The sequence below is a fragment of the Streptomyces sp. ActVer genome (genome assembly GCF_027270795.1).
Classification (GTDB): Bacteria; Actinomycetota; Actinomycetes; order Streptomycetales; family Streptomycetaceae; genus Streptomyces; species Streptomyces umbrinus_A.
Genome location: NZ_JAPWHT010000306.1, coordinates 1 through 12,797 on the forward strand (window position 1 = coordinate 1; position 12,797 = coordinate 12,797).

Below are 12,797 nucleotides of genomic sequence, written 5' to 3' on the forward strand. Positions count from 1 at the left end.
CGTCCCGGCGCGAGCCACGCGCCGCCGGCGTACAAGGGGGGGGCGCCCCGCGCGTTCGTGGTGACGTGGGTCCGGGTCACATCTTCGTGGCCCCCGCGGCAAGGTCCCGGAGGAAGTGCCGGGCCCCGATCAGGAACACGATGATCAGCGGGACGACGCTCATCAACGCACCGGCCATCACCAGGGAGTAGTCGGTGTTGTAGAGGACGTTGAGGTTCGCCAGGGCGACCTGGAGGGTGACCCTGTCGGGGTCGATCATGACGACCAGCGGCCAGATGTAGTCGTTCCAGATGCTGATGAAGGTGAAGATGCCGAGGAACGCCAGCGCGGGCCGGAACAACGGCATCGCGACCTGCCAGTAGAGCCGGAAGAAACCGGCGCCGTCGATCCGCCCGGCGTCCAGCAGTTCGTCGGGCAGCGAGTTCTGCGCGTACTGGCGCATCCAGAAGATGCCGAAGGCGTTGGCCGCACCGGGAATGATCAGCGCCGTCAGCGAGCCGGCCCAGCCGAACTCCGCCATGGTGACGAACTGCGGCACCAGCGAGAGCTGCGCGGGAATCATGTACGTGGCCAGCAACGCACCGAACAGGAACTTCTTGCCCGGGAACTCGTACTTGGCGAAGGCGAACGCGGCCAGCGAGTCGAAGAACAGCACCAGCGCGGTCCCGACGACGGCGACGACGACGGTGTTGAACAGCGAGCCGAAGAAGTCGACGGTGTCGAGCACCCGCCCCATGTTGTCGAGGAGATGCGATCCCGGTACCAGCTTGGGCGGATAGCTGTAGATGTCCTCCGTGGTGCCGGAGGCCATCACCACCAGCCAGTAGAAGGGGAACAGCGAGATCAGCACACCGAGCAGCAGCACCCCCCGGACGCAGATCCGGGTGAGCCGACTGCCGGAGCCGATGGCGAGCCCCGCACTACCGGTGGTCCGCTCCTTGCCGTCAACGGCCATTGCGGGCCCCCTTGCGTCGCAGCAGTGACCGGAGTCCGCGGCGGTCCTCGCGGTCGGAGCCGGAGACCAGCCGCCAGTTGATGAGGGTGAAGACCGCGATGATCGCGAAGAGGAGCCAGCCCATCGCGGCTCCGTAGCCGAACTGGTGGTCCTTGAAGGCCTTCTGCCACAGATAGAGCACGATGGTCATACCTTCCTGGCCCGGTCCGCCGATGGTTCCGACATCGGTCGACTGGAACAGCACCTGGGACTCGGTGAAGATCTGCAGGCCGTTGATGGTGGACGTGACGGCGGCGAAGAGGACCACCGGCCGCAGCTGCGGCAGCACGACCCGGAAGAGGGTCTGCCAGCTGTTGGCGCCGTCGACGCGGGCGGCCTCGAAGTGCTCGGTGGGAATGGCCTGGAGGCCCGCCAGGAAGATCAGGGCGTTGTAGCCGACCCACCGCCAGATGATCATGATGGAGAGGGACACCTTGATGCCCCACTCGGAGGACAGCCAGCCGACGCCGTCCATCCCGACCATCCTCAGCGCCGAGTTGGCGAGGCCCGTCTGGGCGAAGACCGAGCCGAAGACGACGGTCATGGCGACCATCGAGGTGACGTTGGGGATGAAGTACGCCACCCGGTACGCGCCGGTGAACCGGACCTGCGAGTGCAGCAGGAACGCGAGCACCAGGGCCAGGAACAGCATCGGCACCGTGGACAGGAACCAGATCTCGAAGGTGTTGAGCACCGAGTGCCAGAACACCGAGTCCTCGAGCAGCCACCCGTACTGCTTGAGGCCGACGAATCGCATGTCACCGATGCCGTCCCAGTCCTGGAAGGACAGGTACAGCGAAAAGACCACCGGGAAGGCGCCGAAGACGGCGAACAGCACATAGAACGGCGAGATCGCGAGAAGGGGCGGCCCATGTCGCCGCCGCCCGCCCGGAGCGGTGGCGCGAGAGCGGCGGCCCTCCGCCCGCCCTCCTCCGCCATCGTCCGCCGACGCGCGGGCCGAGTCGAGAACCGTGGCCATGTCAGCTCACCCCCAGCCGGGACAGCGTGGTCTCGGCCGTGTTAACCGCGTCGCGCCAGGCCCGGTCGGGTTTCTTGCCGAGCGATTCCACGTTGGTCAGCTCCTGGAAGAACGGGGTGTTGGCGGTCTCCTCGTACGGGCTGAAATAAACAACGGGAGCCTTCTGGGCGGCCGGGCCGAAGACGTCGATGGGCCGCTGACCGCCGAAGAAGGGGTCCGGCTTGTGCATCGCGGCGTCGGCGTAGGCGGCGGGAGTGGTGGGGAACAGGGCCATCTCCTGGTAGCTCTTGAGCTGGTTCGCCGGGCCGAGCAGCCACTTCATGAAGGCGAAGGCGCCCTCCGGGTCACGGCAGTAGCGGGTCAGGGTGACGTAGGACCCGCCGTAGTTGGCGGGCCCGTCCGGCATGGTGGTCAGCCGCCAGGCCCCGGACGTCTTCGGTGCGGTGTCCTTCAGCCCGTTGATGGCCCACACCGCCGTGGTCATCGAGGCGACGCGTCCCCCGCCCATGGCGGCGTTGTAGTCGGACGTGCCGTCCACGATCCGGGCGCTGAGCCCCTGCCGGAGTATCTCCACGGACAGGTCCCAGGCACGTTTGACGTGGGCCTGGTCGCCGATGAACCGGTTGTCGGCGTCCACGAACTGCTTGGGGCTCTGGAGCAGGACCTGTTGGAAGACGTTGCCGATATTGCTGACCAGGTACGGCTTGCCGGGCCCCTTCCGGAGCGTCTGCCCGGCGTCGAGGTACTTCTCCCAGGTGGAGATCTCCTCGGCAACGGCTTGCGGCTCGTCGGGCAGCCCGACCCGCCGGAAGAGATCCCGCCGGTAGTAGAGCGCGGTAGGTCCGGCATCAAGCGGGAAGCCGATCATCCGCCCCGAAGGAGCGAAGCACCCCTTCCACTTCCAGTCGAGGTACTGATCACGCACGCTCTCCGCGCCCAGCGTCCGCAGGTCAAGAAACTCGTTCTCGTCGGGAAAGAACGTGGCGAGGTTGTCGGAGTTCACGACCGTCAGATCCGGCACATAGGCACGGGCGGCAAGACTCGTACGGACCTTCGAGTCGATGTCCCCGTCGGGGATCTGAGAACCCTTCACCTTCAGCCCCGGCACACCGGGTACGGCACGCCGGGCGGTGGCGAGCAGCTTGTCGCTCAGTGAGCCCTTCCAGTACCAGAGGCTCAGATGATCGGTGCCCGCGGAGGCCGAGCCATTGCCCGCCCCGCATCCCGGGAGACCGAGCAGCGCGGCGCCGAGGGAGGCGCCCAGCAGCCCCCTGCGGGACATCGTTCGGTGTGGCATAGGCGCGCACTCACTTTCGGGAGGGACAACGATGTCGAGCTCCGTGAACGTTCACGTGAACGTTGCCGTCGAGTATCGAGGCGGCCGAAAATGAGTGTCAAGACATGTGTAAGCGCTATCTGTTGTCGCGCCGGAAACTCAGGCGGAGGCCCGCACGACCAGCTCGGGAACAACCCAGGCGTCCCCGCCGCCCAGCGGCTCCTCGCCGGCCCGCAGCCGCGCCACCTGCTCGACGGCCAGCCGCCCCAACCGCCGCTTGTCGATATGCAGGGTGGTCAGGGCAGGCTCCACCAGCTCGCCCAGGGAAAGCCCGTCAAAGCCCAGAACAGCCAGGTCATCCGGAACCCGCAGCCCTCTACGCCGAGCGGCCCGCATGGCCCCAACACCAATCAGGTCATTGAAGCCAACCACAGCACTGACCTCCGGCCGGACACGCAGCAACTGCTCCGCACCCGCCTCACCACCGGCCACACTCTGCTCCGGGCACAGCACGACCCAACTGTCATCGACAGCCAGCCCATGCCGCCGCACCTCGCTCAGAAACGCCTCCCGGCGCTCACCGGGGACCTCGCTCCGCTCACCGTCCAGCATGCCGATCCTGCGATGCCCGGCCCGAACCAGATGAGCGACGCCCTGCTCCATCCCACCGGCAACATCAATCCCGACGGCCCCGAACCGAGTCCGCTGCGGCCCACGCTCCAACAGCACCAACGGCACACCACCCAGCCGCCGCGCCAGCACGTCGTCCTCGTTCTTGAAATACCCCACAACGGCATCGGCCTGATGGGACAGCACATCAAGCGCCTCCCGCTCCCGAGCCTCATCGGTACGGGAGTCCCACACCACCACCTGCCACCCACGCACCTCGGCGGCCTCCAACACCCCGGCAGCCACCTCGGGAAAGAACGGATTCATCAGGTCCGGAATCACCAGACCCACCGTCACGGTCCCCTTCCGCACCAGCCCCCGCGCGAACCGGCTGGGCCGATAGTCCAGCACCCGAGCGGCCTCCAGCACCCGCGCCTTGGTCCCCGGATCGATCTCACCCTTGTCATTGACAGCCCGCGAAACAGTCTGCCGCGACACCCCGGCCATCTGGGCGACATCATGAATGGTGGCCCGCCGACGCCCGCCATCGGACCGCCCGCCACCCAACCCCAGCCGCTCATCACCCCGCACGAAGTGCACTGTAACCGCCCACCACGACACACCCCCCGAGGGAACACCCCCAAATCCCCGCAGCCGCCAACGCACAGGGGCGGGGCCGTGCCGGTATGTCAACGTTCGCGACGTACAGCTCCCGCTGGAAACGCCCACCCCTGAAACTCAGGGCAGTACGCCCAGCAGTCGCGAACGTGACATACCGGCACGGCCCCGCCCCACCCACGAACCCAGGCGCAAGCGGCAGCGGGCACTCAGAACAAAGCGCTGTAGGCATTCAAGGCAGGCTGCCCCCCAAGATGGGCGTACAACACGGTCGAGCCCCGCCCGATCTCCCCCCGAGCCACCAGATCGACCATCCCCGCCATCGACTTCCCCTCGTAGACGGGGTCGGTGACCATGCCCTCGGTGCGGGCGGCGAGTCGCATGGCATCCAGGGTGGCCTCGTCCGGGATGCCATAAGTCCCAGCGTGATACCGCTCGTCCAGCTCGACGTCCACCTCGGTCAACTCGGCCTTGACGCCGATGAGTTGCCCCGTCCCGTGGGCGATCCGGGCGATCTGGTCACGGGTACGGGCGGGAGCAGCCGACGCGTCGATCCCGATGACGCGCCGCGACCGCCCACCGGCCTCCTCCAGCGCACGGAACCCGGCAACCATCCCCGCCTGAGTGGACCCGGTCACCGAGCAAACCACCACAGTGTCGAAGAAAACCCCCAACTCCCGCTCCTGCTCGGCCACTTCATAGGCCCACCCGGCAAACCCGAGCCCACCAAGAGGATGATCGGAGGCCCCGGCGGGAATGGCATACGGCTTCCCACCCCCCTCCTCAACCTCCCGCAGAGCCAACTCCCAGCTCTCCTTGAACCCGATCCCGAACCCGGCCCTCACGAGCCGCACATCGGCCCCCGCAAGCCGGCTGATCAGAATGTTGCCGACCTTGTCGTACACGGAGTCGGGCCACTCCACCCAACTCTCCTGCACCAGAACACACTTGAGCCCGGCCCGCGCGGCACAGGCCGCAACCTGCCGAGTGTGATTGGACTGCACGCCCCCGATCGACACAAGCGTGTCGCACCCCTTGGCAAGCGCGTCGGCAACCAGATACTCCAGCTTGCGGGTCTTGTTCCCCCCATAGGCGACCCCGGAGTTGCAATCCTCCCGCTTGGCCCACAGCGAGGCCCCACCAAGATGCCCGGTCAACCGCTCCAGCGGATGAACGGGCGACGGCCCGAACAACAGCGGATAACGCTCGTACGAAGCCAGAGACATGAGTCCTCCACGGATCAGGTGTCGAGATCGGCCAGGTCTTCGAGGCCGCGCCAGATCTCCGCCGTGACACGGACGGCCTCGTCCACATCGCCGACGGCACAGGCGCCGATCAGCTCGTCGTGCAGCCCGGCCGAACGGCAGTTGCCACCCTCGCCGAACCGGCGCCGCTCCAGGCGCCGGATGAGCGGGGTGTAGCGGGCGACGGTGGCGGCGGCGGCACGATTCCCGCTCACCCGGACCAGCACGTCGTGCAGCTCGTCGTCGGCACGCAGCGCGGCGGACACGTCACCGTCGCGCACGGCCGCGGCAAAGCACGCGTTGGCCTCCCGCATGGCACCGATGTGGCCGGGGCGAAGCCGGGGCAGTGCCGCCCGGGTGACCAGCTCGTGCATGGCGCCGACGACGGCCGCGGCGTCCCGCACGTCGGCGGCCACCACAGGGGTCACCCGCGTGTAGCTCTGCGGCTTGGACTCCAGCAGGCCCTCGTCGACGAGCCGCGAGAAGGCATCCCGCACGGGCGCCCGCGAAAGCCCGAGCCGCTCGGCCAGCTCGGCGTCCCGCACGACGGCGCCCGGCGCGATGTCGCCGGCCACGATGGCGTCCCGTATCGCCTCGTACGCACGGTCCCTGAGCAGGGTCCGGGGCACGGGCCGTATCGCTCCCATAAACTAAAATGTTAGATGTCAGACCGATCCCACACAAGAGTGCGACCCGCACCGAAGTACGGGCCGCACTCACACAGAGCAACAGAGCAGGGCTCACTCAACAGGCCCAGGGCCAGTCCGCGTCCCGAGCCCCCTCAAGCAGCGGAACCATCCGAAAAGCCGCATCCGACAGACCACCGAAGACATGCCGGTTCCCCGCCCCCGACGGCCCGTGCCCCGCCCGGTACCCCGCAAGGTTCCAGGTGTAGACCGGCACATGCGCCGGAACCTGCTCGGTCGGGTCGCCGTAGTGGCTGTACGTGGCCTGCTCGTCCGTGACGATCAGCACGCGGTCGTGCTTCTTGTAGTGCTTCCTCACGGCCTCGGTCGTATCCGTCCCGCCGAGGTCGCCGAAACGCTCCAGCACCTTCAGTACCGACTCACCCTGACGGAACTTCACCCGCTTGCTGCTCGTCCCGAACTCGACGAGATCCGCGTCCGCCGCCCGCAGCGCGAGCGCCGTACCGAAGATCGCCGCCGCGTCGGCCCGGTTGAGCTCCGAGCGGTCGGACAGCCGCGAGTAGAACATCGACCCGGACCGGTCGACGAGTACGAGCGTGCGACCGCCCAGGGCCGGCACGTTGGCCAGCGAGTGACCGAGCGCCTGCTCCAGCGGGTACGACCAACGCAGCGACGGCGCGTGCTGGTACGCGGCGAGGTACCGGAACGGGAACTGCCGCGAACGCGCGACCTCCGCCGGGTCACTGATCTTCGCGGCCACCTGGGCAGCCACCTCGTCCGAGACCCCGGCCTCGTCGAAGTTGCGCAGGTTCCGGACCAGCGCCATCGCACCCATGGACGGAATCACGGCCTCCCAGGCGGCCTTGTCCATGGGTCCCTGCAGCCAGCCGGCCAGCGCCTCCCAGGTGATGCCCGCGTCGGCGAGACGCTGAGCGCCGTGCGCACCGGTCACCACCTTGCGCCGCTTGGCGGGCCGCAGTGCCATCAGGTCACGGTGGGCCGCCAGAACGGGCAGCGACTTGGGTACGACCGCGGTGTCCGGGTTGTGCCGACGGTCCAGCGCGTACTGGAACAGCTCGCCCTGCCACGGCTTGTCCGGGTCCGGTGCCGCGTGCACGAGGTTGAGGATGTCGCCGAAGCGGTAGCCCTTGGACGCCGTGTCGTACTTCAGCAGCGACTTGCCGCTGTAGAGCCGGCGTACGGCGTCGGCGATGCCGCGCTTCACGGGCTTGGGGATGTTGCGGCCGTACAGCGCGGTCCAGTACGCGAGCAGCTCGCCGGGCTCGTCGGGGCGCCGCAGAACGGATGCGACGACCTGCCGGTTCGCCGGTCCGTCCGTGGCGCCCGCGTCGAGGCGCGCCTTGACGTACTCGGCGGCGCCGACGATGGACGCGGTCCGCATGTTGCCCTCGCCGCGCAGCCAGGCCAGCATGCTCGCCGTCCACGACGGGTCGCTGACGGCCAGCTCACGGACGAGCGCGGCGAACCGGTCGTCCCGGGCGTCGCCGGTCTCGTAGAAGGTGTTCTGCGAGACGAGGTTGGCGATGGCCAGCAGGAAGAGCTCGGAACGCGCGTCGCGCTCACGGCCGCGGCCGCCCTCGTAGGTGCGCAGTACGCGCCCGGTCGAGGTGACCCGCGAAGTGCCCTGGGCCTTGGCCGCCTTGGTGTTGAATCGCGCCATGATGAATTCCCCCGAATTCAGTGGTGTTTCGGAGGGAAGCACAGCAAATGGAGCGTGCCCGAGGTCAGGTCGGCGGCGGTCTTATCACTTGGCGCGTCTTCCGTTTCCGCCACATCGCCCGAAGCGATGACGGGATTCGAACCCGCACGGTTTCCCACCAAGTCCCCGAAGTATCCGCTGCCTTCGCACCGGGCACACACCATTTGCTGCGCCTCCCGAGATCAAGTCGGCGGCGGCCTGGATTCTTTGGAAGAGAAGTAGCCGCCGCCATCGCACCGGGAGGTGCATGAAGTTGTGGTGTCCAGAGTTCAAGGCCGGCGGAACCGACGTAGGTGCTCTAACCCCTGAGCTACACCGGCGCGTTGTGCCGGTGACGGGACTCGAACCCGCGACCTCCCCATTAGGAGTGGAAGTAGGTCCTGCCTTCGCACCTGGACGTTCATCACTCTAGGACGGGCACCGCACGTCGGGCGAACGATTATTCCCGGAGGGGTGTACCGGACAGATCACCTTCACGCGAGGACCCTGAGGCGGAGAGAACTCGGCCGCCGCAGGCGCCATAGGAACTCCCTATACCACCTGCTGACTTTACGTCTTTACCCCTCGTTCTTTTCCGAACGTACGGTGAACCAGCTCGACGAGGTACTCACCACGACGTATCCGCACAACTGAGAGAGCAGGCGGAATGACCACGGTCGAAACCGGATCAGGAACGCAAGAACTCCAAGAACTCAAGGGAAAGCGAGCCCTGGTCACAGGTGGTTCTCGCGGAATAGGAGCGGCCATCGTGCGCCAGCTCCTGGACGCGGGTGCCGAGGTGCTCACGACCGCCAGGTCGGCGACGAGCACGGTGCCGGAGGGGGCAGCCTTCGTGGCGGCCGACGTACGCACACGGGCCGGCGCGGAGGCGCTCGCCACGGCCGCGCGGGAGGTGCTCGGCGGGGTCGACGTCCTGGTCCACAACGCGGGTGGGGCGCAACCGTACGCGAGCACTTCCGCCATCCCCGACGAGGAGTGGCAGGACCAACTGGACCTGAACTACCTGGCCTCGGTGCGACTGGACTCGCTGCTGGTACCGGGGATGCGGGAACGGCGTTCGGGGGTGATCGTGCACGTCTCCTCGGCAGCGGTCCCCGCCACGCCACCCCCGTTCCTGCACTACACGGCGGCGAAGGCGGCGCTGGAGAACTACAGCCGGGGCCTGGCCCTGGAGCTGGCCCCGTCCGGAATCCGGGTCAACACCGTGACTCCCGGCAGGACCGCCACCCCCGGCGGCGAACTGACGCGGGAGCAGTGGGCGCGCCTGGACCCGACGCAGGGCCAGAACAACACCACCGTGCCGCTGGGGCGCGACGGCCGGCCCGACGACATCGCCAACGCGGTGCTGTTCCTCGCGTCCGACCTGGCGAGCTGGGTGACCGGGAGCAATCTCGTGGTGGACGGCGGCGAATTCCCCAGGGGCTGACGCCAACGGCATTTCCTGCTCGGCCGTCAGGACACCGACGAGAAGGAATCAGAAGCGGACTCGGACCAGGTCTCCTTGCGCAGGAGTTCGAGCAGGGCCGTCTCCGCCGGGCCCGCGCCGGGCCGGAGCACGGCGATGACGGGCTGGGACACGACCGGGAACACCGGGCGCACGAGGTGCTCGTAACCGTGGGGCACCGCGGAGGCCGGTACGAGCGTCACCCCCAGCCCGTGGGCGGCCCAGCGCACGGCCGTCGCCGTCTGGGACACACGGGCGGCCGGGGTCGGGGTCAGATCGTTGTCCCGCAGCACGTTCAGCAGCACGCCGTCGAGCGCGCTGTCGCGGTCGAACCTCACCCACGGCTCCCCCTCCAGTTCGCGCAGCTCGACCCGGTCCGCGGCGAGCAGCCGGTGCCCGGCGCCCAGCACCACGACGAAGTTCTCGTCGCCGAGGTGGTGGGCGTCGGAGGGGCTCCGCTCGCACGCCGCCATCAGGGCGAGGTTCAGCACGCCCCGACGGCACAGCCGCTCCAGCTCGGCGGAGCTGGGCTCCTCGAAGACGGTGACCTCAAGCCGTGGGAAGCGGCGACGCAGCGTGCCCAGCGCGCCCGGCAACTGCCGCGTGCCGAAGCCCATCTGGGCCGCGACGACCAGCTCGCCCACCAGCTCGTCGGCACCGGCCCGTGCCGTCGCCCTGGCCCGCCGAGACGCGCTGACCGCGACTTCCGCCTCCCGCAGGAACGCGCGGCCGACCACGGTGGGCACCAGTCCGGTCGGCGTGCGGGCGAACAGCTGCACGCCGAGTTCCCGCTCCAGGCCGCGGATCTGCTGGGACACCGACGGCTGAGCGACGTGCAGCAGCTCCGCCGCCGCCGTCACCGAGCCCTCCTCGGCAACGGCCAGGGCGTACTCGTACTGGCGAAGGCTCATCGACTCCGGTCTCCTCCCGCGTTGTAATAGGAGTTACAACACGGGAGGCGACGGGTTTACTCCACGTCCGAGGGACCTGCGTACGAAACCGGAGCTCAGCCGCGCTTCTGACGCCGCCAGGGACCGGTGATCGCCAGCATGATGCCCGGCTCCTGGATGTTGGCGTACAGCGTCTTTCCGTCGGGCGAGAAGGTGACGCCGGTGAACTCGCTGAACTCGGGCTCCTCCTCGGAGCCGATGTTGAGGTCGTTGCGGGCGATGGGGTACGTACGGCCGCTGTCGGTCGCGCCGAAGAGGTGCGAGACGCCCTCGCCGTCCTCGGCGATGACGAGGCCGCCGTACGGGGAGACGGTGATGTTGTCGGGGCCGTCGAAGGCGCCGTCCTTGGAGGGGTCGGGGTTCACGCCGAGGAGGACCTTGAGGGTCAGAGTGCGGCGCTTGGGGTCGTAGAACCAGACCTGGCCGTCGTGCTGGACGGGGCTCTCCTCACGGGCGTACGAGGAGACGATGTACGCGCCGCCGTCGCCCCACCACATGCCTTCGAGCTTGCGGGCGCGGGTGACCTCGCCGGGGCCGAACTGCTTGCGCACGGCGACGGTCTTCGCGTCGCGGTCGGGGACGTCGACCCAGTCGACGCCGTACACCGTGCCGATCTTGGTGGCGCGGGAGAGGTCGTCGACCGGGCGGCCGCCGGAGTCGTAGCACTTGGGCGCCTGGAGCACGCCCGCGTCGTCGGCGAGGGTACGGAACCGGCCGGGGCCGTAGTGGAAGCCCTTCGGCGGGGTCCAGCGGTAGAAGAGGCCGTTGGGGCCGGACGCGTCCTCGGTGAGGTAGGCGTGGCCGCGCTTGGGGTCGATGACGACGGCCTCGTGGTCGTACCGGCCGAAGAACTTCAGGGGCTTGGGGCTCCGGTTGGCACGGCGGTCGCAGGGGTCGACCTCGAAGACGTAGCCGTGGTCCTTGGTCATGCCGTTGACGCCGGCGCGGTCGGAGTTCTCCTCGCAGGTGAGCCAGGTGCCCCAGGGGGTGCTGCCGCCCGCGCAGTTGGTGGAGGTGCCCGCGATGCCGACCCACTCGGCGACCGCGCCGCCCGGACGCACCTCGACGACCGTGCAGCCGCCGGACGCGGCCGGGTCGTAGACGAGGCCCTCGGTGAGCGGGACGGGGTACTTCCAGTTGGCGCGGGGGCCCTTCAGCTCGTGGTTGTTGACAAGGAGGGTCGTGCCGCGCGGGCCGTCGAAGGTGGCCGTGCCGTCGTGGTTGGAGGGGGTGAACTCGCCCGACTCCAGCTTGGTCTTCCCGCTGTACGTGATGACGCGGTACCGGAACCCGGCGGGCAGCGCGAGGACGCCCTTGGGGTCGGGCAGCAGCGGGCCGTAGCCGACGGCTCCGCCGTGCCGGTCGGCGTGGGCGGGATCGTCGTCGGCATCGCCCGTGGTCTCGGTGTCCGTGGACGCGAGGGCGCCGGGCGCGGTGGCGAGTGTGCCGACGCTGCCGATCAGGGCGACACCGGCGCCGGTGATCGCGGATCGTCTGGCGAAGTCCCTGCGGGTGAGCGACATGCTGTCTCCTGTGACGGTGGAGTGTGACCGTGGCGAGGCGGTGACGCGTGGAGGGTGGCGGACCCGACTGTCGGCCACACCGTCCCGCCCGTGACTGAACGCCGGTTGAACGCGGGCCGACTTCCCAGGGCTCGCTTGCGTGAATCCGGGCGGATCCGGCCTCTTCCGCCCGTCCGGAGCAATGCCGCCCCGTACGGCCCAACAGTCCTCGCATGCGAACTGTTGGTCGGAATAATCTCCATACCAAGGACCCGTACGACCACCCATGGGAGGCGAGCCGAAGTGGACGCGCGTCAGGCGAGCCACCGCCATGAGGAACGGCTGATGGCGCTGGCCAATGTGACCGGTGTCGGGAGCGGGCGCGACGAGGAGTCCGGCGAGGACGTCATCGTCGTCTTCGTCACCCGCAAGGTCCCCCGCGACCGGCTCCGCCCAGAGGACGTGGTCCCGGACGAGCTGGAGGGCGTCCAGGTCCGGGTCCTGGCTATGGGCGAGGACGAGGACGAGTCCTGACGACCTGGATTTCTTTCGCCCCCGCCGCCCCTACCCGTCCCGTCCCTGGGGGCTGCCGCCCCCAGACCCCCGCATCGGCCTGAACGGCCTTGTCCTCAAACGCCGGACGGGCTGAGTGTGCCTGGACTGGGCTATAGAGGTTCGGCCCGGCCGCGCAATCTTTAGCCCTCCGGCGTTTGAGGAGCGGGGGTTCGGGGGCTGGCCCCCGAAAAGGGACGGGAATGGGAAGGGGCCGCGGGGGCGAAGAACCCCCCTACCCCCCTTGCTGCGACCGAGCCTT

The 12,797-nt window shown here is 68.7% G+C and carries 11 protein-coding genes and 1 tRNA gene; 2 read left to right on the forward strand and 10 right to left on the reverse strand.

Features of this window, described 5'->3' with window-relative positions:
• Positions 1-76: 76 nt before the first annotated feature.
• The 8 genes from O3Q52_RS36350 to O3Q52_RS36385 all read right to left on the reverse strand — a co-directional run bounded on the left by O3Q52_RS36350 (position 77) and on the right by O3Q52_RS36385 (position 8,486).
• Complete coding sequence (locus O3Q52_RS36350) at positions 77-955, reverse strand: carbohydrate ABC transporter permease (protein WP_269652879.1); 879 nt, start codon at positions 953-955, stop codon at positions 77-79.
• A complete protein-coding gene (locus O3Q52_RS36355) occupies positions 945-1,973 on the reverse strand; it encodes a carbohydrate ABC transporter permease (RefSeq protein WP_269652880.1) in 1,029 nt (342 codons plus the stop codon). The genes O3Q52_RS36350 and O3Q52_RS36355 overlap by 11 nt, the downstream gene beginning before the upstream one ends.
• A 1-nt stretch (position 1,974) precedes the next feature.
• Positions 1,975-3,255, reverse strand: a complete 1,281-nt coding sequence (locus O3Q52_RS36360) for an ABC transporter substrate-binding protein (protein WP_269652881.1) — start codon at positions 3,253-3,255, stop codon at positions 1,975-1,977.
• Positions 3,256-3,408: 153 nt separating this feature from the next.
• Positions 3,409-4,449, reverse strand: a complete 1,041-nt coding sequence (locus O3Q52_RS36365; RefSeq protein ID WP_269652882.1) for a LacI family DNA-binding transcriptional regulator — start codon at positions 4,447-4,449, stop codon at positions 3,409-3,411.
• A gap of 236 nt (positions 4,450-4,685) precedes the next feature.
• A complete protein-coding gene (locus tag O3Q52_RS36370; protein ID WP_269652883.1) occupies positions 4,686-5,702 on the reverse strand; it encodes a 1-aminocyclopropane-1-carboxylate deaminase in 1,017 nt (338 codons plus the stop codon).
• Between the two features lie 14 nt (positions 5,703-5,716).
• The gene (locus O3Q52_RS36375) at positions 5,717-6,367 is read right to left on the reverse strand and encodes a GntR family transcriptional regulator (protein WP_269652884.1); all 651 of its coding nucleotides are present in this window, start codon (positions 6,365-6,367) and stop codon (positions 5,717-5,719) included.
• Positions 6,368-6,464: 97 nt separating this feature from the next.
• Positions 6,465-8,048 (reverse strand): TROVE domain-containing protein, encoded by a 1,584-nt coding sequence (locus tag O3Q52_RS36380; protein ID WP_269652885.1) that lies wholly within the window; start codon positions 8,046-8,048, stop codon positions 6,465-6,467.
• Between the two features lie 368 nt (positions 8,049-8,416).
• A tRNA-Arg gene (locus O3Q52_RS36385) sits at positions 8,417-8,486 on the reverse strand.
• A gap of 247 nt (positions 8,487-8,733) precedes the next feature.
• Between O3Q52_RS36385 and O3Q52_RS36390 the strand changes: the two genes are divergently transcribed.
• A complete protein-coding gene (locus O3Q52_RS36390) occupies positions 8,734-9,513 on the forward strand; it encodes an SDR family oxidoreductase (protein ID WP_269652886.1) in 780 nt (259 codons plus the stop codon).
• A gap of 26 nt (positions 9,514-9,539) precedes the next feature.
• Here the strand turns inward: O3Q52_RS36390 and O3Q52_RS36395 are convergent, their stop codons facing one another.
• Together O3Q52_RS36395 and O3Q52_RS36400 are read right to left on the reverse strand one after the other, a co-directional pair.
• A complete protein-coding gene (locus tag O3Q52_RS36395; protein WP_269652887.1) occupies positions 9,540-10,442 on the reverse strand; it encodes a LysR family transcriptional regulator in 903 nt (300 codons plus the stop codon).
• Between the two features lie 95 nt (positions 10,443-10,537).
• Positions 10,538-12,004: an alkaline phosphatase PhoX gene (locus tag O3Q52_RS36400; protein WP_269652888.1), complete on the reverse strand. Its 1,467-nt coding sequence runs from the start codon at positions 12,002-12,004 to the stop codon at positions 10,538-10,540.
• Positions 12,005-12,286: 282 nt separating this feature from the next.
• Between O3Q52_RS36400 and O3Q52_RS36405 the strand changes: the two genes are divergently transcribed.
• Complete coding sequence (locus O3Q52_RS36405) at positions 12,287-12,517, forward strand: hypothetical protein (protein ID WP_269652889.1); 231 nt, start codon at positions 12,287-12,289, stop codon at positions 12,515-12,517.
• Positions 12,518-12,797 lie beyond the last annotated feature (280 nt).

Coding starts and splice junctions, on each gene's coding strand:
- O3Q52_RS36375 (WP_269652884.1), bottom strand. CDS start 6,367: ATGGGAGCGATACGGCCCGTGCCCCGGACCCTGCTCAGGGACCGTGCG.
- O3Q52_RS36380 (WP_269652885.1), bottom strand. CDS start 8,048: ATGGCGCGATTCAACACCAAGGCGGCCAAGGCCCAGGGCACTTCGCGG.
- O3Q52_RS36395 (WP_269652887.1), bottom strand. CDS start 10,442: ATGAGCCTTCGCCAGTACGAGTACGCCCTGGCCGTTGCCGAGGAGGGC.
- O3Q52_RS36370 (WP_269652883.1), bottom strand. CDS start 5,702: ATGTCTCTGGCTTCGTACGAGCGTTATCCGCTGTTGTTCGGGCCGTCG.
- O3Q52_RS36355 (WP_269652880.1), bottom strand. CDS start 1,973: ATGGCCACGGTTCTCGACTCGGCCCGCGCGTCGGCGGACGATGGCGGA.
- O3Q52_RS36350 (WP_269652879.1), bottom strand. CDS start 955: ATGGCCGTTGACGGCAAGGAGCGGACCACCGGTAGTGCGGGGCTCGCC.
- O3Q52_RS36390 (WP_269652886.1), top strand. CDS start 8,734: ATGACCACGGTCGAAACCGGATCAGGAACGCAAGAACTCCAAGAACTC.
- O3Q52_RS36400 (WP_269652888.1), bottom strand. CDS start 12,004: ATGTCGCTCACCCGCAGGGACTTCGCCAGACGATCCGCGATCACCGGC.
- O3Q52_RS36360 (WP_269652881.1), bottom strand. CDS start 3,255: ATGTCCCGCAGGGGGCTGCTGGGCGCCTCCCTCGGCGCCGCGCTGCTC.